17 protein-coding genes and 1 pseudogene are annotated in these 24357 nt (G+C 69.7%); 7 read left to right on the forward strand and 11 right to left on the reverse strand.

The features are described from left to right. Positions 1–73 precede the first annotated feature (73 nt). Positions 74–2155 carry a M13 family metallopeptidase gene (locus FD678_RS18270; RefSeq protein WP_218569834.1) on the forward strand — a complete coding sequence of 694 codons (2082 nt, stop codon included), beginning with the start codon at positions 74–76 and terminating at the stop codon, positions 2153–2155. A 504-nt stretch (positions 2156–2659) separates the two neighbouring features. Here the strand turns inward: FD678_RS18270 and FD678_RS18275 are convergent. Further along, a complete protein-coding gene (locus FD678_RS18275; RefSeq protein ID WP_140727362.1) occupies positions 2660–3577 on the reverse strand; it encodes an oxygenase MpaB family protein in 918 nt (305 codons plus the stop codon). 263 nt (positions 3578–3840) lie between these two features. Here FD678_RS18275 and FD678_RS18280 point away from each other — a divergent pair, with 263 nt between their 5' ends. Then, the gene (locus tag FD678_RS18280) at positions 3841–4440 is read left to right on the forward strand and encodes a hypothetical protein (RefSeq protein ID WP_218569835.1); all 600 of its coding nucleotides are present in this window, start codon (positions 3841–3843) and stop codon (positions 4438–4440) included. Between the two features lie 137 nt (positions 4441–4577). Here the strand turns inward: FD678_RS18280 and FD678_RS18285 are convergent, their stop codons facing one another. The 4 genes from FD678_RS18285 to FD678_RS18300 all read right to left on the reverse strand — a co-directional run bounded on the left by FD678_RS18285 (position 4578) and on the right by FD678_RS18300 (position 8839). Then, positions 4578–6173, reverse strand: a complete 1596-nt coding sequence (locus FD678_RS18285) for an APC family permease (protein ID WP_140727366.1) — start codon at positions 6171–6173, stop codon at positions 4578–4580. 236 nt (positions 6174–6409) lie between these two features. Next, positions 6410–6763 (reverse strand): hypothetical protein, encoded by a 354-nt coding sequence (locus FD678_RS18290; RefSeq protein WP_140727368.1) that lies wholly within the window; start codon positions 6761–6763, stop codon positions 6410–6412. Positions 6764–6797: 34 nt separating this feature from the next. Continuing rightward, on the reverse strand, positions 6798–7577 hold the full coding sequence (locus tag FD678_RS18295; RefSeq protein ID WP_140727370.1) for a LytR/AlgR family response regulator transcription factor: 780 nt from the start codon (positions 7575–7577) through the stop codon (positions 6798–6800). After that, positions 7574–8839 (reverse strand): sensor histidine kinase, encoded by a 1266-nt coding sequence (locus tag FD678_RS18300; RefSeq protein ID WP_140727372.1) that lies wholly within the window; start codon positions 8837–8839, stop codon positions 7574–7576. The genes FD678_RS18295 and FD678_RS18300 overlap by 4 nt, the downstream gene beginning before the upstream one ends. Before the next feature lie 203 nt (positions 8840–9042). Here FD678_RS18300 and FD678_RS18305 point away from each other — a divergent pair, with 203 nt between their 5' ends. After that, the gene (locus tag FD678_RS18305) at positions 9043–10236 is read left to right on the forward strand and encodes an FAD-dependent oxidoreductase (RefSeq protein ID WP_140727374.1); all 1194 of its coding nucleotides are present in this window, start codon (positions 9043–9045) and stop codon (positions 10234–10236) included. A 193-nt stretch (positions 10237–10429) separates the two neighbouring features. Here FD678_RS18305 and FD678_RS18310 read toward each other — a convergent pair whose 3' ends face one another. Next, a complete protein-coding gene (locus tag FD678_RS18310; protein ID WP_140727376.1) occupies positions 10430–12088 on the reverse strand; it encodes a M28 family metallopeptidase in 1659 nt (552 codons plus the stop codon). A 181-nt stretch (positions 12089–12269) separates the two neighbouring features. On the opposite strand from FD678_RS18310, the pseudogene FD678_RS20905 reads away from it, so the two are divergent. Next, positions 12270–13322: pseudogene (locus FD678_RS20905) on the forward strand (cache domain-containing protein); the annotation flags it as partial. Further along, on the forward strand, positions 13317–14423 hold the full coding sequence (locus FD678_RS20910) for a methyl-accepting chemotaxis protein (RefSeq protein ID WP_256661977.1): 1107 nt from the start codon (positions 13317–13319) through the stop codon (positions 14421–14423). The pseudogene FD678_RS20905 and the gene FD678_RS20910, both read left to right, overlap by 6 nt. A 498-nt stretch (positions 14424–14921) precedes the next feature. Here the strand turns inward: FD678_RS20910 and FD678_RS18325 are convergent, their stop codons facing one another. Next, entirely contained in the window at positions 14922–15158 is a 237-nt protein-coding gene (locus FD678_RS18325; protein ID WP_140727383.1) for a hypothetical protein, read from the reverse strand. A gap of 86 nt (positions 15159–15244) precedes the next feature. Between FD678_RS18325 and FD678_RS18330 the strand changes: the two genes are divergently transcribed. Further along, positions 15245–18118, forward strand: coding sequence for a M16 family metallopeptidase (locus tag FD678_RS18330; protein WP_140727385.1), 2874 nt, complete (start codon positions 15245–15247; stop codon positions 18116–18118). A gap of 243 nt (positions 18119–18361) precedes the next feature. Here the strand turns inward: FD678_RS18330 and FD678_RS18335 are convergent, their stop codons facing one another. After that, on the reverse strand, positions 18362–19324 hold the full coding sequence (locus FD678_RS18335) for a hypothetical protein (protein ID WP_140727387.1): 963 nt from the start codon (positions 19322–19324) through the stop codon (positions 18362–18364). A 305-nt stretch (positions 19325–19629) separates the two neighbouring features. Between FD678_RS18335 and treA the strand changes: the two genes are divergently transcribed. Then, positions 19630–21240 (forward strand): alpha,alpha-trehalase TreA, encoded by a 1611-nt coding sequence (treA, locus tag FD678_RS18340; protein ID WP_140727389.1) that lies wholly within the window; start codon positions 19630–19632, stop codon positions 21238–21240. An 816-nt stretch (positions 21241–22056) separates the two neighbouring features. Here the strand turns inward: treA and FD678_RS18350 are convergent. The 3 genes from FD678_RS18350 to FD678_RS18360 all read right to left on the reverse strand — a co-directional run. Then, on the reverse strand, positions 22057–22968 hold the full coding sequence (locus FD678_RS18350; protein ID WP_140727393.1) for a CorA family divalent cation transporter: 912 nt from the start codon (positions 22966–22968) through the stop codon (positions 22057–22059). An 85-nt stretch (positions 22969–23053) separates the two neighbouring features. Further along, positions 23054–23929 carry a DMT family transporter gene (locus FD678_RS18355; RefSeq protein ID WP_140727395.1) on the reverse strand — a complete coding sequence of 292 codons (876 nt, stop codon included), beginning with the start codon at positions 23927–23929 and terminating at the stop codon, positions 23054–23056. Positions 23930–24018: 89 nt separating this feature from the next. Beyond that, positions 24019–24357 (reverse strand): DUF2076 family protein (locus FD678_RS18360; protein ID WP_218569836.1); only part of this gene is annotated, 339 nt, incomplete at its 5' end.

Consider the following 24357-nt stretch of genomic DNA (forward strand, 5'->3'; position numbering starts at 1 on the left):
TCCATGCGGCCTACACTGCCGGTTTTCCCGTTGCCGAGTTGCACCCATGCTCCAGCTGCATCGTTCCGCCTTGATGGTTGCCATCACCGCCATCCTCGCCCTGCCGCTGACCGCCTGTGGCCGCCACGATGCGTCGCAGGCCTCCCTTGATGCGGCCTCCGCTCCACCCGCCAAACCGGTACTGGGGGACTTCGGCTTCGATGCCGCTGGCATGGATCGCTCGGTCGCGCCGGGCGACGACTTCTTCGGCTATGCCAATGGCCAGTGGGTCAAGACTACCGAGATTCCGGCCGACCGCGCCAGCTACAACAGCTTCACGCGCATCGTGGTGGATACCGAGAAGCACGTGCGCGACATCGTCGAGGGCGCCGCCGCCAACGACCGCGCCACCGGCGACGAGAAGAAGATCGGCGACTACTACGCCGCCTTCATGGACGAGGCCGGCATCGAGGCCAAGGGCGCCTCGCCGGTGCAGCCGCAGCTGGACGCGATCGCGCAGATCGCCGACAAGCAGGCGCTGGCCGCCGCGCTGGGCGCGCAGCTGCGCGCCGACGTGGACCTGCTCAACGCCACCGACTACTACACCGACCGCCTGTTCGGCCTGTGGGTGTCGCAGGACATCCACCACCCAGAGCGCTACGTGCCGTACCTGGTGCAGGGCGGCCTGGGCATGCCCGACCGCAGCTTCTACCTCGAAGGCGGCCGCATGGCGGAGTTGCGCAAGGCCTACCAGGCGCACGTCGCCAAGGTGCTCGCGCTGGCCGGCATCGCCGATGCCGAGGCCAAGGCCGAGCGGATCGTGAAGCTGGAGACGGAGATCGCGCGCGTCCACGCCACCCAGGAGCGGACCAACGACGTGCAGGCCGGCGCGAACGCCTGGAAACGGGCCGATTTCGCGGCCAAGGCGCCGGGCCTGGACTGGAACGCGTTCCTGAAGGCGGCCGGCCTGGATGCGCAGCAGGACTTCATCGTCTGGCAGCCGGAGGCCGTGGCCGGGATCTCCGCGCTGGTCGCCGCGCAGCCGCTCGACCTCTGGAAGGACTACCTGGCCTTCCATGCCGTCGACCGCGCCTCGCCGTACTTGTCCAAGGCGTTCGCCGACGAGCGCTTCGCCTTCTACGGCGCCACGCTCAACGGCACCCCGCGGCAGCGCGAGCGCTGGAAGCGCGGCATCGACGCCACCAACGCCGCGCTCGGCGAGGCCGTCGGCAAGCGCTACGTCGACCGCTACGTCAGCCACGACACCAAGGAGCGCGCCGAGGCGATGGTCGCCAACATCGTCGCCGCGTTCGGCAAGCGCATCGACGCGCTGGACTGGATGAGCCCGCAGACCAAGCAGCACGCCAAGGCCAAGATCGCCGGCCTGACCGTGGCGGTCGGCTGGCCGGAGCGCTGGCGCGACTACTCGGCCCTGGACGTGCGCCGCGACGACGCGCTGGGCAACGCCGAACGCGCCGGGCTGTTCGAGTACGGGCGCAACCTCGCCAAGCTGGGCAAGCCGGTCGAGCACAGCGAGTGGTACATGCTGCCGCAGGAGGTCAACGCGCTGAACGTGCCGCTGGAGAACCGCCTGATCTTCCCGGCCGCGATCCTGCAGCCGCCGTTCTTCGACCCGGCCGCCGACGATGCCGTGAACTACGGCGCGATCGGCGCGGTGATCGGCCACGAGATCAGCCACAGCTTCGACAACACCGGCGCACTGTTCGACGAGCGCGGCGCGCTGCACAACTGGTGGACGCCGGAGGACCTGAAGAAGTTCGAGGCCGCCGGCGCCGCCCTGGCCGCGCAGTTCGACGGCTACAAGCCGTTCGACGACCTGGCGGTGAACGGCAAGCTCACCCTCGGCGAGAACATCGCCGACGTGGCCGGCCTGGCCACCGCCTACGACGCCTACCACCTGTCGCTGCAGGGCAAGCCGGCGCCCACGCTGGACGGCTTCACGCCGGACCAGCGCTTCTTCCTCGGCTTCGCCCAGGCCTGGCGCGGCAAGTACCGCGATGCCGCGCTGCGCAACGCGGTCCTCACCGACGTGCATGCGCCGGGCCGGTTCCGCGCGCAGACCGTGCGCAACCTCGACGCCTGGTATCCGGCGTTCGAGGTCAAGGAAGGCCAGAAGCTGTACCTGGCGCCGGACCAGCGCGTGAAGATCTGGTAGCCCCGCGACGGTAGCGACGCCCGGCGGGAATCCGGCCCCGGCAAGCCTTCCTGGCAAGGCCTGCCGGGGTTGAAACCCCTCCCACAGGACTTCGGGAGTTGTCCTCCGTCGTTTGTGGGAGGAAGGCCAGAAGCTGTACCTGACGCCGGACCAGCGCGTGAAGATCTGGTAGCTCCGCGACGGTAGCGACGTCCGGCGGGAATCCGGCCCCGGCAAGCCTTCCTGGCAAGGCCTGTCGGGGTTGAAACCCCTCCCACAGGACTTCGGGAGTTGTCCTCCGTCGTTTGTGGGAGGAAGGCCAGAAGCTGTACCTGGCGCCGAACCAGCGTGTGAAGATCTGGTAGCCCCGCGGCGGTAGCGACGCCCGGCGGGAATCCGGCCCCGGCAGGCCTTCCTGGCAAGGCCTGCCGGGGTTGAAACCTCTCCCACAGGACTTCGGGAGTTGTCCTCCGTCGTTTGTGGGAGGGGTTTCAACCCCGACAAGGCCCTTCCCGGCCACGCCGGCTACGGCCAGCGCGCGAGCACCTCCGGCGCGACCCCGACTCGACGGCAGGCGCGCACGGCCAGGCCGTCGTTCAATGCCGCGCGGAACAACGGCGCCGAGGCCCGCATCAACCGTGCCGAGGCGCGGTCGCGCGCACGTTGCAGCGGGCTGCGCCCGAGCATGTCCAGCGCCCAGCCGGGCAGCAACGCGGCGCCCGCCCCCAGGAACACGTCGCGCGACAGTCCCGCTACCGGCACCGGCAGCCGGATCGAGGCCAGGATGTCCAGCACCTCGCGCGAGCGCGCATCCACCGCCAGCTGCGGCCGCATCGACTCGAAATAGGCCTCGATGTCGCGCTCGGAAGCGGGCACGTCGCGCGCGCCCAGCGCTTCGGCCACGCGCCGGTACTCGGCGTAGTAGCGGTCGGCGATCGCCGCCGGCACCTCGCGGCAATGGCGTCTGCAGCCTTGCAGGAACCCGTAGGCCTCGGTGGCGTGCACCCAGGTCAGCAGCCGCGGATCGTCGGCGGCGTAGCCGCGGCCGTCCGGCAGCGTGCCGCGCACCCGCGCGTGGATGGCGCGGACCCGGGCGACCAGGCGCTCCGCCTCGGCGCGCGGCGCATAGGTGGTGCCGGCGACGAAGTTGGTGGTGCGCCGCAAGCGCCCCACCAGGTCCTCGCGGAAGTTGGAGTGGTCGTAGACGCCGGCCAGCGCCAGCGGATGCAGGGTCTGCAGCATCAATGCGCACAGCCCGCCGGCGAGCATGCCGGGGAACTCCGAATGCACGCGCCAGGTGACGCTGTCCGGCCCGAACCAGCCCGGGTCGCCGGCCGGACGGTCGTACTCGATGCCGCTCTGCCCGCGCGGGAAGGCGCCGAGCACCCAGCGGCGGATCTGGGCGGTGGCGGGGGCGGCGAGCGTGCGGAACACGGCGGACATGCGCCTATCGTACCGCCGCCCCGGCGGCCGGCCGCGGTGGCCCGCCATCGCGAATTCGCGATGCAGTGCAGCAAGGCGGCGGCGCCCCCGGACCTGGGAAAACCGCGTTTTTCCCGGGGAAAAATGCCGATCGCGCCGGAGCCGGCGTCTTCGTGACGCCCCGCTCACGCGCTCTTGATTGCGAACCGGTGCGGAAGTGCTAGAAAGGACCTGCGACCGTTTGTCGCATGCCACATGCTCGTACCCGCCGGAAGGAGCTCGTCATGATTGCTTTGTTCAGGGGTTTGGGACTGCTTCTGCAGGACAACGCACTGCACCGCCAGCCGTTCGAGGAACAGGTCGCGCACTGGCGCGACAAGACCGACGCCGAGATCGACGCGGAGGTCGAACTGCTCACCGTCGCCAAGCAGCAGTGGGTCGTCGCTTCGATCATCGGCTGGCAGGTGATCTCGCTGGTCCTGCTCGGCGTGATCACCCACCAATTGTGGCAGCACGACTTCCACGTGACCTTCAGCCGGGTGGTGATCGTGTTCGCCTCGTGGCTGGCCATCCTGTTCGTGCTCTGGTACATCGCCGACCTGTTCGACCACAGCGCCGGCTTCGAGCGCTGGCTGCGTGCCTTCAACAGCCGCGCGCGGCTGGCCCCGGACGCCGATTCGGTCGAGTGCGTCAACGAGGCGCTGGAGATGGCGCGCCGCTATCCGGAAGTGCTGCGCTACAAGCAGCAGGTGATGGCCAAGCGCGACCTGCGCCACGAGGACATCGTCAACATGCGCGAGATGGGGCGCATGCGGCAGTACACCGAGATCGTGCGCGAACTCGACCACTACGACGGCGGGCCGCGGCTGGCGGCGACCGCCTGACGCCCCCTTCGGGGCGAAGAGGCGGCGCTTCGCCCCGTACCCCCCGAGCCCACGCCAGCGGCGTGGGCGCTTCAGGCACGCGCACCCGCGGTGCGCAAGCTGTGCCTTGTCGCCCCGGCGGGAGAGGGGCCTCGAAACTACGCCGCCGCGACCGCCTTCTCGATCGCCGGGGTGCGCCAGCCGCTGCGCACGCCCCATGCGTAGAACGCCAGGCCGACCAGCGCGACCACCGCCAGGTCGGTGCCGTAGGCCAGGTAGCCGTGTCCGCCGAAGGTGGTGCTGCCGGCCCACGACAGCAGGGCGATCGCCGGCAGGTACGCGATCATCCAGGCCGCGCCCTTGAGGTTGCGGCGGAAATCCTTGAAGCCCTGTCTGGCCTGGTAATAGAAGTACACCGGCAACGCCACGACCATCAGCAGGATGATCTCGCCGGTGAGCGGCCAGCGCGCCCAGTACAGCAGCTCGGTCGCCATCACGAAGGCGATGCCCGCCAGCACCGGCATCGCGAACACCCGCAGCGGGCGATGCACGTCCGGCGCGGTGCGGCGCAGCGTCATCGCGCTGATCGGCCCGGTCAGGTAGGAGATGATCGTCGCCACCGAGATCACCGCCGCCAGCGTGCCCCAGCCGCGGAAGAAGAACAGGAACAGGTAGGACACCGCCAGGTTGAAGAACATCGCCGGGCGCGGCACGCCCCACTTCGCGTGCACCTTGCCGAGCACCGCCGGCATCGTGCCGTTCTTCTCCATGCCGTAGATCATCCGCGCGGTGGTCGCGGTGTAGGTGATGCCGGTGCCGCTGGGGCTGACGAAGGCATCGATGTACAGCAGCATCGCCAGCCAGTGCAGGTTGACGATGATCGCCAGCTCGGCGAACGGCGAGCGGAAATCGATGCCGTGCCAGCCGGCCTTGGCCAGCAGTTCCGGCGGCACCGCGCCGATGTAGGCCACCTGCAGGATCAGGTAGACCACGGTGGCCAGCGCGATCGAGCCGAGCACCGCGAACGGCAGGCTGCGCCCGGGATTCTTGGCCTCGCCGGCCAGGTTCACCGGGCTCTGGAAACCGTTGAAGCTGAACACGATGCCGGCGGTCGCCACCGCGGTGAGCACCGCGGCGAAGTCGATCACGTGCGCATCGCCGTGCAGGCCGACGCTGAAGTTCTCGCCATGGAAACCGCTGGCGATCAGCGCGATGCCGGTCAGCGCCGGCACGATCAGCTTGAACACCGTGATCGCGGTGTTGGAGCGGGCGAACAGCTTCACGCTCCAGAAGTTCAGGAAGAAGTACACCAGCACCAGCGCCGCGGCGATCAGCAGGCCGGCGGTGGACAGCTCGCCCGCGCCGCCCGGCGCCTGCGCGTACAGGTCCTGCGCCCACTGCCACGGCCACGACGCCATGTACTGCACCGACGCCTCGGCCTCGACCGGGATCACCGAGACGATCGCGATCCAGTTGGCCCAGCCGGCGATGAAACCGACCAGCGAGCCATGCGAATAGTGGCTGTAGCGCACCATGCCGCCGGACTCGGGGAACATCGCGCCGAGCTCGGCATAGGACAGCGCGATGGTGGTGATGATCGCCGCGCCCAGCACCCACGCCCAGATCGCGCCCGGACCGGCCAGCCCCGCCGCGCGCCATGCACCGAACAGCCAGCCGGAACCGATGATCGAGCCCAGGCCGGTGAGCATGAGCGCAAAGGGGCCGACTTCGCGGCGCAGGGGGCTATGGGACATGGGCTACCTGACGTTGAACGCCGCGGGCACGGCAACAAGCCGGCAATGATCGCAGAAGCGGGCGCCGGACGTCATGGCGCATTCAGGCAAAGGCCGGGACTCGGGAAATGCACCTGGCCTGGTCGTCAAGCGGCCCGGTGCTACCTTGCGGTTCTTTTCTCCCACACCAGCACTCGGTCCGAAGCAGGCCTTTCGCTTTTCCGGCTGCCGGTTTCCCGAGCTCCCTCGGGTGCGCCTCAACATCCGCCCACGATCGCCGTGGCCGACGCGCACTGACGGAAGTCCTCGGTCAGGCCGCGCAGTTCGCGCACCTGCCCCACCGCCAGTTCGAAGCGGTCCAGTTCGCGGCGCGGGCAATCGGCCGCGGCCGTGGCGGTCGCGCTGCAGGCGGCCTCGTAGACGAGGTAATGGCAATGGCCGCTGCTGCTGGCCAGGCAATGGAAGACCGCGTTGCCGGCATGCGATTCGACCTTGCTGAAGAGCAGGTCGCGGCCATCGACGGTGGAGCGGGTGATCGAGGTGGTGCCGCTTTCCTGGTGGCAGCCGAACAGCCCCATCAGGCAATACAGCATCGAAGCGAGCAGGCGCATGGCGAATCCTTCCTTCTGCGATGGGACGGCGGCGTCACATGCCGCGGAACAGGCTCATGAACGGCTGGCTGACCACGAGCGTCTCCGGCCGGTTCTTCAGTTTCAGGCAGCCCTTGCCGGTGTCGTCGCGCGACACCGAGGACACCGCCCTCATGTTGACGATGGTGGAGCGGTGGACCTGCTTGAAGATGCGCGGGTCGAGCACCTCCAGCAGCTCGCGCAGCGGCGTGCGCAGCAGCGATTCGCCCTCGGCGGTCATCACCACCGTGTACTTGTTGTCGGCCTGGAAGTAGGCCACCTCGTCGAGCATCACCAGCCGCGTCTCGCGGCCGGCACTGGCAGTGATCCAGGCCATGGGAGGCTTCTCCGGAGCGGGCGGCGCGGGGCGCTGCGCCAGCCGTTGCAGCAAGGTTTCCAGCATCGCGTGGTCGGGGCCGCCGCTGGCGGCGCGCGCGCGCACGCGCTGCACGGTGGCCTGCAGGCGTTCGCGCGATACCGGCTTGAGCAGGTAGTCGACCGCGCCCTGCTCGAACGCGTCGATCGCGTACTGGTCGTAGGCGGTGACGAACACCACCTGCGATGCGGGACTGGCTTCCGCGGCGCCGCGCGCGACCTCGATGCCGGTCAGGCCCGGCATGCGGATGTCGAGGAACACGACGTCCGGGCGATGCTCGGCGATGCTCTCCAGCGCGCTGGCGCCGTCCTCGCATTCGGCCACCACCTGCAGCTCGGGCCATGCCTCGCCGAGCAGTTGCAGCAGCGATTGCCGCAGCAGCGCCTCGTCCTCGGCCACGACCGCACGCAGCGCGCTCATGCCAGCCCCTCCTGCCGCGGCACCGGGGGCGGCATGTCCGCCGGCAACGGCAGGCTGATCGTCGCCGCCATGCCGGCCGGGAAGTTGGACACCAGCGCGAACGCCGCCCGGTCGCCGTAGATCAGGCGCAGGCGCTCGCGCAGGTTCTTCAGGCCGATGCCGGTGCCGCTGTTCTGGCTGCTGAAGCCCTGCCCGTCGTCGGCCACGGTCACCGTGACGTGCTGGTCGGTGCGCCGCGCCAGGATCCAGACCGTGCCGCCGCCCGGCTTGGGCTCCAGCCCGTGCTTGATCGCGTTCTCCACCAGCGTCTGCAGCATCATCGACGGCATCGGCACGCTCCGCAGCTCGTAGGGCACTTCGATCTGCAGCGCCAGCCGCGTGCCCATGCGGATGCGCAGGATCTCCAGGTAGGCCTGGGCCCGTTCCAGCTCGTCGCCGAGCGTGGAGGGCGCATCGCCGGCATTCGGCAGCGAGTGGCGCAGGTACTGGATCAGGTGCCCGATCATCGCGTCGGCACGCGGCGGATCGGTGCGGGTCAGCACCTGCGCGCTGGCCAGGGTGTTGTAGAGGAAGTGCGGCTCGACCTGCGCGTGCAGCAGGTTCAGGCGCGCCACCGCCAGTTCCTTCTCGGTGGCCGACTGCTCGGCGGCGGCCTGCTCGCTGCGGCGCTGGCGCGCGACCTGCGCGGTGATCGCGCGCGAGAGCGTCTCGGCATTGTCGTAGTTGCTGCCCTCGTCGACCAGGAACAGGTCCACCCAGGCGCCGGCGTCCGGCTCGCACAGCAGGGTGACGCTGCTGGTGCCGTTGCCCGGCGCCAGCGTGGCGAGGACCTTGTTGTGGCTGATGCTCATGCGCGCGAACACGTTCCAGCTGGATGGGTTGTGGTTGTCGCGCAGGTCGTCGCGCCGCACCCGGGCACGGATCAGCAGGCTGCCCGGAGAGCTTTGCACGTCCTCCACGCGCGGCAGCTGGCGGATCGCCGACTCGACCACCGCGAAGGCCTCCGGCGCATCCAGGGGCACCTCGATCTGGCGGCGCTGGCGGCTGGTCAGGGTGTCGTGGCCGAGGCGGCCGGCGGCCAGCTTCACCCGCCGCAGGTGGGTGGCCAGGTTGGTCAGCACGATGGCGAGGGTGACCAGCACCAGCAGGGTGAACACCGAGCCCGTCGAGCCGAACAGCTCGTCCCACAGATTGCTGGCGACGATCAGCACGATCATCCAGGCGAACAGGATGCGCGCGAACAGGAAGAGGCTGGCGGACACGGCGGCTTCCGGGGTTGAGTGCCGGGCGAGCATAGCCGCGTGCGCCGGCGCCGTGGCGGGCGATGCGATGGAACCGCCGAATCGGCGACGGAAGCCGGCCGCCAGGGCGCGAAATCCCGCTCCCCGGCAGGAAACCGGCCGGCGCGGCCCCGGGCCCGGCGGCGCGGCGCTATGCTCGGCGCTCCCCCGGACGAAGGATCTCCATGCATCGCCGCCACTTCCTGCGCGGCGCGGGCGCCGCCCTCGCCGCCGCCTCCACCGGCGCGCTGGCCTCCGGGCCGGCCAAGGCCGCGCCGGCCGCCGCGCCCCTCCCGCCGCCGCTGGCGTCGCGCTTCGCCGGGCCGCGGGCGCTGGCGCCGATCCGCGCCACGCCCGACCGCATCGTCGCGCTGAGCGTCTGCACGCGGCCGTTCCGCGCGCAGGGACCGCGCATCGAGGTCGAACGCATCGGCCGCAGGCAGGTTGTCCACAACTACGGCCATGGCGGCAGCGGCTGGTCGCTGTCGTGGGGCAGCGCCGAGCTGGCGGTGCGGCTCGCGCAAGCCGCCGGCGCCCGCGACGGGCTGGCGGTGATCGGCTGCGGCGCGATCGGGCTGACCACCGCGCTGGTGGCGCAGCGCGCCGGCCTGCGCGTGCGCATCTACGCCAAGGAACGCCCGCCGGAAGTGCGCTCGTTCTTCGCCACCGGCGTGTGGTCGCCCGGCTCGCGCGTATGCACGGCCGAGCACGCCACGCCCGAATTCCGCAGGCGCTGGGAAGAGATGGCTCGGATCTCGTTCCGCCGCTACCAGACCCTGCTCGGCCTGCCCGGTGAGCCGATCGAATGGCGCGACGGCTTCGTGCTCTCCGACGTCCCGTTCGACCAGCCCGTGCCCGGCGCCGAGGACCACGAGCCGGAGTATCCGCACCTGGAACGCGAGCTGCTCGCCGACCTGGGCCCCGGGACGACGCCCCTCGCCGCCGGCGAACATCCCTTCCCGGTACCGTTCGCCGCCCGCTACACGCAGATGACCTTCAACATCAGCGCCTACTCGCGCATGCTGCTGGACGACTTCCTGCAGGCCGGCGGCGAACTGCGCACGCGCGAGTTCGAGAGCCCGCGCCAGTTCGCCGACCTGCGCGAGAAGGTGATCGTCAACGCCACCGGCTACGGCGCGCGCGCATTGCTAGGCGACGAGAGCGTCGTCCCCGTGCGCGGCCAGACCGCACGGCTGGTCCCGCAGCCGGAAGTGGACTACGGCCTGTACTGGCGCGGCCACAACCTGAGCGTGGTGCCGCGCCGCGACGGCATCCTGGTCCAGGCCCAGGGCCCGCACGACTTCGGCAACGCCGACGCCACGCCGGACCGCGCCGCCTCGGAAGCGGCCGTGGCGCAGCTGGCGAAGTTGTTCGGTTAGGTCCCTTCTCCCGTTCACGGGAGAAGGTGGCGCGCAGCGCCGGATGAGGGCGCTTCAAGTTAAGCGATCTACCGCATCCCCCATCCGCCCTTCGGGCACCTTCCCCCGCAGGCGGGGGAAGGGAAGTCGGCGCCGGTCCAGAACACACCATGGGAGCACCTTCCCCCGCAAGCGGGGGAAGGGACGTTGGGACTCACTTGCGCTCGGCGGCGCTCGCGTCGCGGGTGGCGCGGAACTCCGAGTCCTGGCTCCAGTTCGGCCACTGGCGCGAGTCGGCCAGCTGCATCCCGAGCCTGTACAGCACCGCCAGGTCGCGCGCGGCGCCGGCGAAGGTCCAGTCGCGCTGCCATTCGTCGCCTTGCTGGTGGTAGCGCTTGGCGGTGTAGTCGTCGGCCGCGGCCTTGCCGGCGGCGATGCCGCCGCTCTCCCAGTCCTGGCCGGCCGAGTACGAGATCGCCGGCACGCCGCGCTTGGCGAAGGAGAAGTGGTCGGAGCGGAAGAAATAGCCGGCTTCCGGCTTCGGATCGGGCGTGTAGCGCAGGTTCCAGCCCTGCTTGGCGACGGTCTTCAGGTCGTCGAGCAGTTCCAGCTTGGCGGTGCCGTAGATGCCGAAGTCGCGCGAGGGCACGAACGGGCTCATGCCGTCCATGTTGATCACCGCCACGGTCCTGGCCAGCGGGTACAGCGGCTTGGAAGCGTAGAACTCGGAGCCGAGCAGGCCCTTCTCCTCGGCGGTCACCGCCAGGAACACCACCGAACGCTCCGGCCTGGGCCCGTTGGCGAAGCCGCGTGCCAGTTCCAGCAGCGCTGCGGTGCCGCTGGCGTTGTCGAGCGCGCCGTTGAAGATGGTGTCGCCCCGCGCATCCGGCTTGCCGATGCCGATGTGGTCCCAGTGCGCGCTGTAGACCAGCGTCTCGTCCGGGTACTTGCTGCCTTCCAGCCGCGCGACCACGTTGTGCGAGGTGATCACGTCGCGCTTGACCTGGTAGCTCGCGCTCAGGCCCTCGCCCTTGAGCGCCACCGGCTTGAAGCCGCGCGTGGCGGCCTGCTTCTTCAGCGCGTCGAAATCCAGGCCGGCGTCCTTGAACAGCTGCACCGCCAGGTCGCGCTGGATCCAGCCCTCGACCTTCGGGTGCGCCGCCGCCGGGTCGTCTCGCACCACGTCGAACATGGTGTTGGTGTTGGAACTGGCGACCGTGGCCCAGCCGTACGAAGCCGGCGCGGTCTCGTGCACGATCAGCACGCCGAGCGCGCCCTGGCGCGCGCCTTCCTCGTACTTGTAGGTCCAGCGGCCGTAGTAGGTCATGCCCTTGCCGTCGAAATCGCCCTGGCCGGTCTCGAAGTCCGGGTCGTTGATCAGCACGACGGCGATCTTGCCCTTCAGGTCCACGCCCTTGAAGTCGTCCCAGTTGCGCTCCGGCGCCTTGACGCCGTAGCCGACGAACACCAGCGGCGCGTTGACGATGTCCACCGACGTGGAGCCGTCCATCGCGGCGCGGACCGCGATCTCCTTGCCCTGGGTCAGCGCCTGCGTCTTGCCCGCGACGCCCAGCGCCAGCTTCGGCGTGCCGACGATGTCGGCGCGCTGCAACGGCACCGCCTGGGTCCATGCGCGGGTGCCGCCGGCCTGCAGGTCGCCGCCCGGCTGCAGGCCCGCCTCGCGGAACCGCTCGACCAGGTAGGCGATGGTCTTCTCCTCGCCGGCCGTGGCCGGGGCACGCCCCTCGAACTCGTCCGACGCCAGCACCTTGACGTCCTGCGAAATGCGCTTGCCGTCGAAAGCCGGCGTGGCCGCCATCGCCAGCATCGGCGCCGCCGAGAGCGCCAGCACTCCCACCAGATGTCTTTTCACCGCGAACCCCCGCTCTATCGAAACAGCGGTCGAGTTTAGGCCAAGACCCCGGGGCCCCGGGATGTGCCGGATGGCCTGGGTGGCTCCACATGAACGGGGCCCTGCCCGGTCGCGGCCGTCCGGTCAATTTTCCGCCACCTGGGCCGATATCGCGGGCGATGTTCGAATACGAAGACGCCCCATGAACCCGATCGCCTCGTTGCGCCGCCGTGTCGCCGACCTCCCCGTCACCCGCAAGTTCGTCCTGCTCTGCGCGCTGCTGGCGCTGGGCGTGGTCCTGCTGGCCATCGGCGCCGCGCGCCTGCAGTACCTGGACCTGGTCGAGGCGCGCAAGCAGAGCGTGAAGACCCAGGTCGACATGGGCATGGACATGATCGGCCACTACGCCGGCATGGCCGCGCGCGGCGAGATCAGCACCGCCCAGGCCAAGGCGCTGGCCCAGTCGGCGCTGGCCTCGGTCCGCACCAACAACGGCGTGGACTACTTCTTCATCGCCGACCCGCAGATGCGCATCGTGATGCATCCCACGCGCAAGGCCGGCACCGACATGAGCGGCTACCGCAGCGATGCCGGCGAGTACGTCTACCGCGACATCCAGAAGGCCGTGGCCGAGGGCGACGGCTTCAGCTACTACTCCGCGCCCAAGCCGGGCCAGAAGGCCCAACTGCCGAAGATCAGCTACGCACGCGCCTTCCCCGAGTGGAACTGGATCCTGGCGATGGGCGTCTACGCCGACGACATCCAGCGTGAGGCGTGGGGATTCACCGGCTGGGTGACGCTGATCGGCGCCGGCGTGGTGGTGGTGATCACGGTCCTGTCGTGGCTGATCGCCGGCTCGATCGTCGTGCCGCTGCGCGCGGCCACGCGCACTGCCGAGGCGATCGCCGGCGGCCGGTTCGACAACGCGATCGCCGCCACGTCCAAGGACGAGACCGGCCAGCTGCTGGCCAGCATGGACCAGATGCAGCACCAGCTGCAGCGCTTCAACGGCGAGATGCAGACCATGATCCGCCTGCAGCAGGGCGAGGACATCGGCCATCGCATCCCGGAGGATTTCCCGGGCGACTACGGCACGCTCGCGCGCGGCGTCAACACCGTGCTGTTCGAGCACCTGGACGCGATCAACGACGCGATGGCGGTGATGGACGAGTACGGCCGCGGCGACCTGCGCCGCGACATGCGCCGCCTGCCCGGCCAGCGCGCGCGCCTGCACGAGGCGCTGGACGCGGTGAAGGCCAACCTGTCGTCGATCAACGGCGACATCGCCCGCCTGGCCGAAGCCGCCGCGCATGGCGATTTCTCCGCGCGCGGCGACGAATCCCGCTACCAGTTCGCCTTCGCCGAGATGGTGCGGGCGCTGAACCGCCTGATGCAGCAGGCGGACGCCGGCCTGGGCGACGTGGGCCGGATCATGGCCGCGATCGCCGACGGCGACCTGAGCCAGCGCGTGGACGCGCGCTACGAAGGCGCGTTCGGCCACCTGGCCGACGCCGCCAACCGCACCGCCGGGCAGTTGGCCGCGATCGTGCGCGGGATCCAGCATTCGGCCCGTTCGATCGACACCGCCGCGGCGGAGATCGCCACCGGCAACGCCGACCTTTCCAAGCGCACCGAGAGCCAGGCCGCCAACCTGGAGGAAACCGCGGCGTCGATGGAGGAGCTGACCTCGACGGTACGCCAGAACGCCGACCACGCCCGCGAGGCGGACAAGCTGGCGCAGAACGCCGGCCAGGTCGCCGGCGAAGGCGGCCGCGTGGTCGAGCAGGTGGTGGCCACGATGGCGTCGATCCAGGAGGCCTCGGCGCGCATTGCCGACATCATCGGCGTGATCGACGGTATCGCGTTCCAGACCAACATCCTGGCGCTCAACGCCGCGGTGGAAGCGGCACGCGCCGGCGAACAGGGCCGCGGCTTCGCCGTGGTCGCCAGCGAAGTGCGCGCGCTCGCGCAACGCTCGGCGCAGGCGGCCAAGGAGATCAAAGCGTTGATCGACGACTCGGTGGAGCGCGTGGCCCAGGGCTCGGCGCTGGTCACCAGCGCCGGCAGCACGATGTCCCAGGTGGTGGAAGCGGTGGAGCGCGTCACCGGCATCATGGCCGAGATCACCGCCGCCTCCCAGGAGCAGTCGGCCGGCATCGAACTGGTCAGCCAGACCGTGATGCAACTGGACGAAATGACCCAGCAGAACGCCGCCCTGGTCGAAGAAGCCACCGCCGCCGCCCGCAGCCTGGAAGACCAGGCCAGCCAGCTCACCCAGGCGATAGCCGTATTCCAGCTGGACGACGAATCGCACGCCCGACAAACACCGGATGTGCACTACGCGTCGGCGGCTTGAGTGAAACGCGAGCGACCTGCTGTTGCTGTTGCTCGTGATTTTGCTTCGGCTTCTTGCCTTTGACTTACCGGGGCCCCTCCGAAGCGGCGGAGCCGGCGGGAAAAACCCGAAGGGCGACGTGCATGGGCTCGCCGGAAAAGGCGAAGCACTGCTTCGCCCCGACGGGCGGGCATTCGCCGCGCGGCGAATGCCCCGGACTCGGCCGCGTAGCGGACGAGCACGTCGTTTTTCGCCGGGGCAGGATGCCCCGTCGAAAAATCCCGCCGGCTCCGCGGACCCGCAGCGCAGCTGCGGGCGCGAAGGCGGGGTGTGCTTTCTTTGGGTTACCTTTCTTTGCACAAGCAAAGAAAGGTAACTCGCCGCAAGGCGAAAGCTTTTGGGCTGTACTCGCCAAAGGCCACAACAGCCAAAGCAAAGTCCCTGGATTCCCGCCTTCGCGGGAATGACGATAGAGAGATAGCGTGGATCGGATAGGTGACGGGGAAAGTCACTGGATGATCAGCCGTTCGGCTGCTGAAAAGCGCTTCCCGCCTTCGCGAGAACGACGGCAGAAGGATCGTCCGGGTTGATAGAAAGATCACGCGAGCCGATAAAAAGCCGCTTGATGGAGAGCCAACAGGCGCGCTGATACAAAGACAACAGCAGAAGAACCAGACACCAAATCGAATAACGCAGAGACACCCGCACAACATCCAGCTCCACCCCAATCACCCCACTTGAACCAACCACCAACACCCCACTCCATACCCTCCGAAAACATTTGCATGCCGCCCCCACGCAGGCATAGCCTCCACGGCTCGAACCCGTACATGGAGCGACGCATGCCCCGCCCGCTGTCCCTGCTGATCGCCGGCCTCCTCGCCGCCGGCCCCGCCTTCCTGCCACCAGCGGACGCCGCCCCCGCCTCCTTGGCCCGGACCACTGCCGACGCCGCCATCCCCGACATCGCCTACGAGCGCTTCACCCTGCCCAACGGCCTGACCGTCGTGGTGCACGAAGACCACAAGGCGCCGGTGGTGGCGGTCAGCATCTGGTACCACGTCGGCTCCGCGGACGAACCGGCCGGCAAGACCGGCTTCGCGCACTTGTTCGAGCACCTGATGTTCTCCGGCTCGGAGAACCACAAGGGCACCTACTTCGCCCCGTTCGAGCAGGCCGGCGCCACCGACCAGAACGGCACCACCTGGTTCGACCGCACCAACTACTTCGAGACCGTGCCGAGCACGGCGGTGGACATGGCGCTGTGGATGGAGTCCGACCGCATGGGCCACCTGCTCGGCGCGATCGGCCAGAAGGAGCTGGATACCCAGCGCGGCGTCGTGCAGAACGAGAAGCGCCAGGGCGAGAACCGCCCCTACGGGCGCGTCGACCAGAACATCCTCTCCCACCTGTTCCCGGCCAACCACCCGTACCAGCACGACACCATCGGCTCGATGGAAGACCTCGACGCGGCCTCGCTGGACGACGTCAAGAACTGGTTCCGCGACTACTACGGCGCCGCCAACACCACCCTGGTGCTGGCCGGCGACATCACCGTGGCCGAAGCGAAGGCCAAGGCGGAGAAGTATTTCGGCGACATCCCGGCCGGCAAGCCGGTGCCGCGCCAGCAGCCGTGGATCACGCCGCTGGCCCGCCAGGCCCGCGGCGTGCAGCACGACCACGTCGCGCAGCCGCGCATCTACCGCACCTGGGTGGCGCCGCAGCTGGGCAGCGACGACGCGATCCGGCTTGACCTCGCCGCCACCGTGCTCGGCGGCGGCAAGACCTCGCGCCTGTACCAGCGCCTGGTCTACCGGGACAAGCTGGTGGACGACGTGTCCGCCAGCCTGCAGCCGTTCGCGCTGGCCAGCCAGCTGCAGATCCAGGCCGACGTGAAGGACGGCGTGGACCCGGCCAAGGTCGAGGCCGCCATCGACGACGAGCTGAAGAAGTTCCTCGCCGAGGGCCCGACCGCCGACGAATTGCAGCGCGCGCAGGTCGGCTACCGCGCCGGCTTCGTGCGCGGGCTGGAGAAGGTCGGCGGCTTCAGCGGCAAGGCGGTGATCCTGGCCGAGGGACAGGTCTACCGCGGCGACCCGGGCGCCTACCGCAAGGACCTGGAGCGCGCCGCCGCGGCCACCCCGGCCAGCGTCCGCCAGGCTGCCGGGACCTGGTTCGGCAAGGGCGACTACCTGCTGACCGTGCTGCCGGCCGGCGAGGACTTCGACCCGGCGGCCGAGGACAAGGCCGTGGTCGCGCGCGGCGCCGAGCCCGGCAAGCCGTCGCCGAAGCTGCCGGCCCCGGCGGCCTACCGCGTCGCCGGGAGCCAGGTCGACCGCAGCCAGGGCGTGCCGCAGACCACGCGGTTCCCGAGCCTGAGCTTCCCCGAGCTGCAGCGCGGCAGGCTGAAGAACGGCATCGAGGTGGTCCTGGCCGAACGCCATGCCATCCCGGTCACCCAGGTCGAACTGCTGTTCGACGCCGGCTACGCCGCCGACCAGGGCCACAAGCTCGGCACGGCCAGCTTCACCGCGCAGCTGATGAGCGAGAGCACCAAGTCGCTGGACTCGGTGGAAGTGGCCAAGCGCCGCCAGCGCCTGGGCGCCGGCATCGCCACCGGCTGCGACCTCGATGCGTGCAGCGCTTCGCTGGACGCGCTCAACGACCAGCTGCGGCCCTCGCTCGAGCTGTTCGCCGACGTGGTGCGCAACCCCGCGTTCGATGCCGGCGACATCGAGCGCGTGCGCGGCCAGTGGCTGGCCGGCATCGCGCAGGAGAAGACCCAGCCGCAAGGCCTGGCCCTGCGCACGCTGCCGCCGCTGCTGTACGGCAGCGATCATGCCTACGGCATCCCGTTCACCGGCACCGGCACCGAGGCGGCCATCCGGAGCCTCACCGCCGCCGACCTGCAGCGCTTCCACGATACCTGGCTGCGCCCGGACAACGTGCGCATCCTCGTCGCCGGCGACACCACGCTGGAGCGGATCATCCCGCAGCTGGACGCCGTGTTCGGCGACTGGAAGGCGCCGGCGTCCCCGGTACCCAGGAAGAACGTCGCCCGGGTCGCGGCCCAGCCGAAGCCGCGCGTGTTCCTGATCAACCGCAACGACGCGCCGCAATCGCTGATCCTGGCCGGCCTGCTGGCGCCTTCGACCAAGGACCCGGCCGACCTCGCGATCGGCGTCGCCAACGACGCCTTCGGTGGCACCTTCACCTCGCGCCTCAACATGAACCTGCGCGAGGACAAGCGCTGGGCCTACGGCGCCTTCAGTTTCCTGATGGACGCGCAGGGCCAGCGGCCGTTCCTGTTCTACGCGCCGGTGCAGACCGACAAGACCGCCGAGTCGGCCGCCGAGGTGCTGAAGGAAGCCAGCGAAGTGGTCGGCGCCAGGCCGCTCACCGGCGAGGAAGTCGACAAGATCAAGAACCAGAGCATCCGCGCGCTGCCCGGCAGCTACGAGACCACCCACGCCGTGCTCGGCGCGATCGAGGGCATCGTCCAGTTCGACCGCCCCGACGACTACGTGCGCACGCTCAAGGCGCGGCTGGAAGCCATCGGCCAGCCGCAGGCGCAGGCGGCGATCAAGCAGATCGTCGCGCCGTCGTCGATGACCTGGGTGATCGTCGGCGACCTCGGGAAGATCGAGGCGCCGATCCGCGCGCTCAACCTCGGCGAGGTGCAGGTGATCGATGCCGACGGCAAGCTGGTGAAATGAGGCCCGGATGACGCGGCGCCGTAGCGATGGCGCCGCGTCTGCCTCACCGTCGTAGGAGCGGCTCCTGTGGGAACGGCTTCAGCCGCGAAGGCGGCTTTCTCATTTGAACCCCTGCACAGGGATGTGCAGGCTGTTGCATAGGGATCTGCATGAAGGCCTCGTCGCGGCTGAAGCCGCTCCCACAGGGCCGCTGCTTTCTCGGTAGAGTCCCATCGCGGCTGAGGCCGCTCCTACGGAACCTACTTACCCGCACGTCGTCCACTGCTTGCGCGCGTACCACAGCGCGCGTCGCGCCAGGTCGTAGGCGCTGTCGGCCTGGCGCGGCAGCAACTGCTCGGCCATCACCGGGTCGGCACCGTGCGCCAGGGCGTGCTCCACGCGCTCCAGGTCGGCCAGGTGCGTGCGCGCCGGCGCGAGCAACTGCGTGCGCCGCGCGGCATTGCAGGCGGTCGGCAACGCCTCCAGCGACGCCAGCTCCTCGCGGATGCGGCGGCTGGCGCCGCCCTTCAGGTCCGGCACGTCCTCGTGCGCGATCGGCGCGGCCTTGTAGGCATCGCCGGTGGCTTCGCTGCCCAGGTCGGCCTTGTTGCCGGCCAGCGCGGGGTTGAACCGCACGTCCGGCGGAGGCCGCGCCTTCACCGTCTGCACGTCCTTGCCCCAGATCAAGCCGTTGATGCGTTTCATCCCGCGGTTGAGGCCCTGCATCGCCACGTCGCCGAGCGTGCCGTCGCTCTTCCAGTCCTTCTCGAAGCGGGTCTCGCGGTAGTCGACCGGGTTGGGCCGTTCCAGCACCTTGCGCGCCTTGTCCAACGCCCTCTCGTCGGTCATGCCCGGCGGCACCGCGGCGTAGCCGGGGTCGAGCGGATCGACCACCTCGCCCATCCGCACCTGGCCTTCGCGCGTGTACAGCTGCGCCTGCGTGCCATTGGAACGGGCCGGTACCGGCGGCGGGGCGGATGGCGCGATGGCGGGCGTCACCTGCGCAGGACGGGCCGGCGCAGGCGGCCGGGCGTGCGCCGGTACGCGTGGCGGCGGCGCCTCTTGGGTCGGCGGCAATGCCGGCTCGCGCGGCAGGAAGGTCACCCGCATCGCCGAGGCCTGGCGCGCCACCTGCGGCGAGGCCGGCGCCGGCACGTGCAGCAGCACGCGCGCGAACAGCAGCAGGATCAGCAGCGTGCCGGCCATGGCTCCCAGGTGGGTGAGCATGTCTTCCCTGCGGCTGGGCTGCTTCACGGATAACGGCGAGTGCGGGATGCGGATGAGGGATTGTGCCGCGCCGGGGGTACATGCCGGGTGCCGGCGCGTGTCCGGCGTTGCACGCTGGCGTCGCGGCCCGCCAATCTAGCGGCCGGCCCCGCCCGGCGCGTATGAATTCCGTTGCATCGGCATGCCGCCAACAGCCGGCGTTCACGTTGGCGCGTCCTGCCCGCCACGAGGCGGCGTGAAGACGATGCCGATGCCACTTGCGCCGGCGTGGCCTATCCTGCCGGTCCGCCGTCACGAGGATTGCCATGTCCATTCCACGCGTCGCGCATCTGCGCCTGCTCGTCGTCGTCCTGCTGGTCGCCACCGCCTGCGCGCCGTTGCAGCGCGGCAGCGCGCCACCTGCGCCGCTGCCGCCGCAGCAGGCCTATCCGGCGCTGTTCGAGGCCGTGCAACAGGCCGAGCTGTTCGAGGACCAGAAGCAGTTCGTCGACATGGTCCCGCGCAGCGAACCGGCCCGGATCGAGGCCGACTACCTCGCCCGCCGCGGGCAACCGGGCTTCGACCTGCGCGCCTTCGTCTCCGCCCGTTTCGATGCGCCGGCCTCGCACGTGTCGCCCGCGCTGCCCACGCGCGCCTCGCTGCGCGCGCACATCGACGCGCTCTGGCCGCTGCTGGTCCGCGACAGCCGCCAGGTGCCCGCGCATGGCAGCGAGCTGGCGCTGCCCAAGCCCTACGTCGTGCCGGGGGGGCGCTTCCGCGAGCTGTACTACTGGGATTCGTACTTCACGATGCTCGGCCTGCACGAGAGCGGGCAGGCGCAGCGCTCGCGCGACATGCTCGACGACTTCGCCTACCTGGTCGACCGCTACGGGCACATCCCCAACGGCACGCGCAGCTACTACCTGAGCCGCTCGCAGCCGCCGTTCTTCTCGCACATGGTGGAACTGGAAGCCACCGCCGGCGGCGACGGCTCGCTCTACGTGCGTTACCTGCCGCAGTTGCGCGCCGAGTACCGCTACTGGATGGACGGCGCCGACGGCCTGGCCCCCGGCAGCGCCGCCCGCCACGTCGTGCGCCTGCGCGACGGCAGCGTGCTCAACCGCTACTGGGACGCCTCCGATACTCCGCGCCCGGAATCCTACCTGCAGGACCGCCAAACCGCCGCGCAGGCCAGCGGACGCCCCGCCGACGAGGTGTATCGCGAACTGCGCGCGGGCGCCGAGAGCGGCTGGGACTATTCTTCGCGCTGGCTGGGCGACCGCCGCCAGCTGCACACCATCCGCACCACCGCGATCGTGCCGGTGGACCTCAACAGCCTGATGCAACACCTGGAGCGCACCATCGCCCAGGCCTGCAAGCAAGCCGCGGACGAGGCCTGCGCCAGCGAGTTCGCGCAACGCGCCGAAACCCGCAGGCAGGCCATCGAACGCCACCTCTGGAACCCGGCCGGCTACTACGCCGACTACGACTGGCAACGCGGCAGCGTGAGCGAGCAATTGACCGCGGCGGCCGCCTTCCCCCTGTTCGTCGGCATCGCCTCCCCCGAGCGCGCGCATGCCACCGCCGCCGCCCTGCGCTCGCAACTGCTGCGCCCCGGCGGCCTGGTCACCACCGCCCTCGACACCGGCCAGCAATGGGACGCACCCAACGTCTGGGCCCCGCTGCAATGGGTGGCGGTGGCCGGCCTGCGCCGCTACGACGAGAACGACCTGGCCGCCCGCATCGCCCGCAACTTCCTGGCCCGCGTACAGGCGGTCTATGCGAGCGACCACAAGCTGGTGGAGAAGTACAACGCCGAATCCGGCCAGGGCGGCGGCGGCGAATACCCCCTGCAGGACGGCTTCGGCTGGACCAATGGCGTCACCCTCAAGCTGCTCGCGTTGTATGGCGAAGGTGCTGACACGACGGCTCTATGAAATTCCACGAAACGTCGCGGCAGGAGAACGGCAGCAAGCGTAGTGATCGTGGCCGCAGTTACGACTGCAATTGCAGCTGTTGCTGTTGCTGTTGCTGTTGCTCGTGACTTTGCTTCGACTTTTCGCCTTTGACTTACCGGGGCCCCTCCGAAGCGGCGGAGCCGGCGGGAAACACCCGAAGGGCGACGTGCATGGGCTCGCCGGAAAAAGGCGAAGCACTGCTTCGCCCCGGCGGGCGGGCATTCGCCGCGCGGCGAATGCCCCGGACTCGGCCGCGTAGCGGACGAGCCCCGTCGAAAAATCCCGCCGGCTCCGCGAACCCGCAGCAAAGCTGCGGGCGCGAAGGCGGAGTGTGCTTGATCAGCCATGACCAGCCATTCGGCTGTTGTGAAGCGCTTCTTTTGGTTACTTTTCTTTACGCGGCACATCCCTGTGCCGCACCCTTCGGGCGGCTTCGCCGTGCGGCGCTGCTCCTGCAGCGCGCGTGCACAAGCAAAGAAAAGTGACTCGCCAAAGGCGAAAGCTTTTGCTTCAAGCAATGAAGATGGAAACCAAGCAAAAGCTCCAGGGGGATAAGCCATCCGGTTGCTGAAAGGCGCTTCCCGCTACCGCAGGGATGACGATAGATCGCGAGGCTTCGCCCGTACCCTCATCCGCCCCTTCGGGGCACCTCGCTTCGCGCCCCGGCCTGGCGCAGTGCGCCAGGCGTTCCGGCGTGTGCGGGCCCGTGGCTCGCAAGCCACGCCGCCTTCACCCCGAAGGGAGAAGGGGAAAAAAACCGCCTCCGCGGGGAAACGCAAACCCCATCCAACATCCCTAGATCCATCCCTTCCGCCGAAACCACACCAACGGCGCCACGATGCTCAACCCGATCACCCCCAACGCCCAGAAATACGCGTCGTGCCACTTCAACTCCGGCATGACCGCGAAGTTCATCCCCCAGATCCCCACCAATACCGTCGGCGGGATCCCCACCACCGACGCCACCGCCATCACCTTCATCACCTCGTTCTGGTCCATGTTGATCAACCCGAGCACGCTGTCCAGCAGGAACTCGATGCGATCGCTCATCTGCTGCTCGAACTCGCCCAGCGACGCCACGTCCTTGCGGATCAACTTGACCCGTTGGCGCGCCGCCTCGTCGAACCACTGCGGCGGCACCTCGTCCAGGTAGGTCGCCAGCCGCAACAGCCCGTGCACCGTGTTGTGCATCGCCCCGATGCGCTGCCCCATCGCCCCCACCTCGCGCAGCATCCGCTCCAGGCCGCGATTGCGCCGCTTCGGCGCGAACGCCAGGCGGGTCGCCTCGGTCACGTGCGCCTCCAGCGTCTCCAGCCGGTCGGCGAGCTTGTCGACGATGTGCTCGAGGATGCGCAGGAACAGATCGAGCGAGCCCGCGCAGGGCCGCTGGGCGATGTCCTCCTCCACGTCCTTGAGATAGTCCAGCGCCACCTCGCGCTGGGTCACCAGCGCATCCGGGGACAGCACGAAGCCCAGCGGCGAGACCGTGCCGTCCTCGGACTGGAAGCGCGGCAGGTTGAGGATCCACGCATCGCCGATGCTGCGCACGCGGCTGGTGAACTCGATCTCGCTGATCCCCGCGCGCCCGGGGACCTCGAAGCCCACCTGCCTGGACGCTTCCGCCAGTTCCTCCGGTTCCGGCCGGCACAGGTCCACCCAGACGCCTGGCGCGGCCCGGCTGCCGGTGATCGGATGGATGGAGATCATGTCCTGTCCCGTACTCGAAGTTGGAGGCATCTTTGCGGGCCTTGCGCCAAGCCGGCGCGAAGGGCCTTCCGGGCCCGCGGGCGGATCAGACGATGCGGGTGCGCTTCCACCACCGGGTGACCTTTTCCTCGCGCACCAGCGTGAACAGTCCCGCTCCCAGGATCAGCGCGATGCCCACCGCCATCGGCCAATCGAGGTGGTCGTGGAACAGCAGGTAGCCGAACCCGATCGCCCACAGCATCTGGCTGTACTGGGTCGGCGCCACCGCGCTGACCGGCGCCATGCGCGTGGCGTACATCAGGAAGATCGCCGCCAGCCCGGCGAGCAGGCCGTAGCCGGCCAGCAGCCCCCACTGCGCCGGCGTGGGCCATACGAACGCCGGCAGCATCAGGATCGCCCCCATCACCAGCGGGCCGAGCACGCCGGCGCCGTACAGGGTGATGCGCTTCTCCGACGTGCCGGCCATGCGCAGCGCGATCACCGACACCGCGCCCACCAGCCCGCACACGATCGCCGCGACATGGCCATGGCTGAGATGGCGGAACCCCGGCCGCAGCACCACCAGCACGCCGACGAACCCCACGATCACCGCCGACCAGCGCCGCCAGCGCACCTGCTCGCGCAGGAACAGCACCGACAGCACCGTGACGAAGATCGGCATCAGGAAGATCAGCGCGAACGCCTCGGCCATCGGCAGCGTGGTGAAGGCGATCACCGAGGTCAGGTTGCCGATCGCCGCGGCCAGCGCGCGCAGCAGCCACAATGCCGGCTTCTTCGCCACCACCAGTTCGCGCCAGCGGTCTTCCGGCGCCTTCAGGAACGGCACCGCGACCAGCATCAGCGCCGCGCCCAGGCACAGCACCTCGTAGGCCGGCAGGCCGCCCTCCAGCAACTTCACGAACGCGTCGCTGATCGAGTACGCCGCATAGCTTGCGAAGCCCAGCAGGATGCCCTTGACCATCCGAGATTCCGGTGCGGCGGGCGCACGCGCGCCCGGGACCGACAGTATGCGGCCCGGCCTGCCCGATGGCGTGCCGGGCCGGGCGGGGCTCAGGTCCAGTCGCTGTCGTCGAAGCCGGAATCGTCCGCGAAGCCGGCGTCGTCGGCCAGGCCATCGCCGCCGGCGTCCGCCGGTCGCGCATCGTCGTAGTAGTTGTTGGTGGTGACGTTCTCCACCACCACGTCCTGCCCCGCGTTGCCGCCGAGGAAACCGCCGCCGCCGTGATGGCCGCCGAACAGGTTTTCCAATCCCTGGAACAGGAACATGCCGCCGGCCACGCCCGCGGCGGTGCTGGCCGCGGTACCCAGGAAGCCCGGCCCGCGCGCGGCCGGAGCCGCCTGCGGCGCCGGCTCCGGCGTGGCGCCGCCGAACAGGCGTTCGCGCCAGCC

It is taken from the genome of Pseudomonas sp. Hp2 (assembly GCF_006386585.1).
Classification (GTDB): Bacteria; Pseudomonadota; Gammaproteobacteria; order Xanthomonadales; family Xanthomonadaceae; genus Pseudomonas_S; species Pseudomonas_S boreopolis.

What these genes read in the sequence shown, in the direction of transcription:
- FD678_RS18285 (WP_140727366.1), bottom strand. Translation starts at nt 6,173, where the DNA reads ATGTCCCATAGCCCCCTGCGCCGCGAAGTCGGCCCCTTTGCGCTCATG.
- FD678_RS18280 (WP_218569835.1), top strand. Translation starts at nt 3,841, where the DNA reads ATGATTGCTTTGTTCAGGGGTTTGGGACTGCTTCTGCAGGACAACGCA.
- FD678_RS18275 (WP_140727362.1), bottom strand. Translation starts at nt 3,577, where the DNA reads ATGTCCGCCGTGTTCCGCACGCTCGCCGCCCCCGCCACCGCCCAGATC.
- FD678_RS18350 (WP_140727393.1), bottom strand. Translation starts at nt 22,968, where the DNA reads ATGATCTCCATCCATCCGATCACCGGCAGCCGGGCCGCGCCAGGCGTC.
- FD678_RS18335 (WP_140727387.1), bottom strand. Translation starts at nt 19,324, where the DNA reads ATGCTCACCCACCTGGGAGCCATGGCCGGCACGCTGCTGATCCTGCTG.
- FD678_RS18355 (WP_140727395.1), bottom strand. Translation starts at nt 23,929, where the DNA reads ATGGTCAAGGGCATCCTGCTGGGCTTCGCAAGCTATGCGGCGTACTCG.
- FD678_RS18305 (WP_140727374.1), top strand. Translation starts at nt 9,043, where the DNA reads ATGCATCGCCGCCACTTCCTGCGCGGCGCGGGCGCCGCCCTCGCCGCC.
- FD678_RS18290 (WP_140727368.1), bottom strand. Translation starts at nt 6,763, where the DNA reads ATGCGCCTGCTCGCTTCGATGCTGTATTGCCTGATGGGGCTGTTCGGC.
- FD678_RS18330 (WP_140727385.1), top strand. Translation starts at nt 15,245, where the DNA reads ATGCCCCGCCCGCTGTCCCTGCTGATCGCCGGCCTCCTCGCCGCCGGC.
- FD678_RS18270 (WP_218569834.1), top strand. Translation starts at nt 74, where the DNA reads ATGGTTGCCATCACCGCCATCCTCGCCCTGCCGCTGACCGCCTGTGGC.
- treA (WP_140727389.1), top strand. Translation starts at nt 19,630, where the DNA reads ATGTCCATTCCACGCGTCGCGCATCTGCGCCTGCTCGTCGTCGTCCTG.
- FD678_RS18295 (WP_140727370.1), bottom strand. Translation starts at nt 7,577, where the DNA reads ATGAGCGCGCTGCGTGCGGTCGTGGCCGAGGACGAGGCGCTGCTGCGG.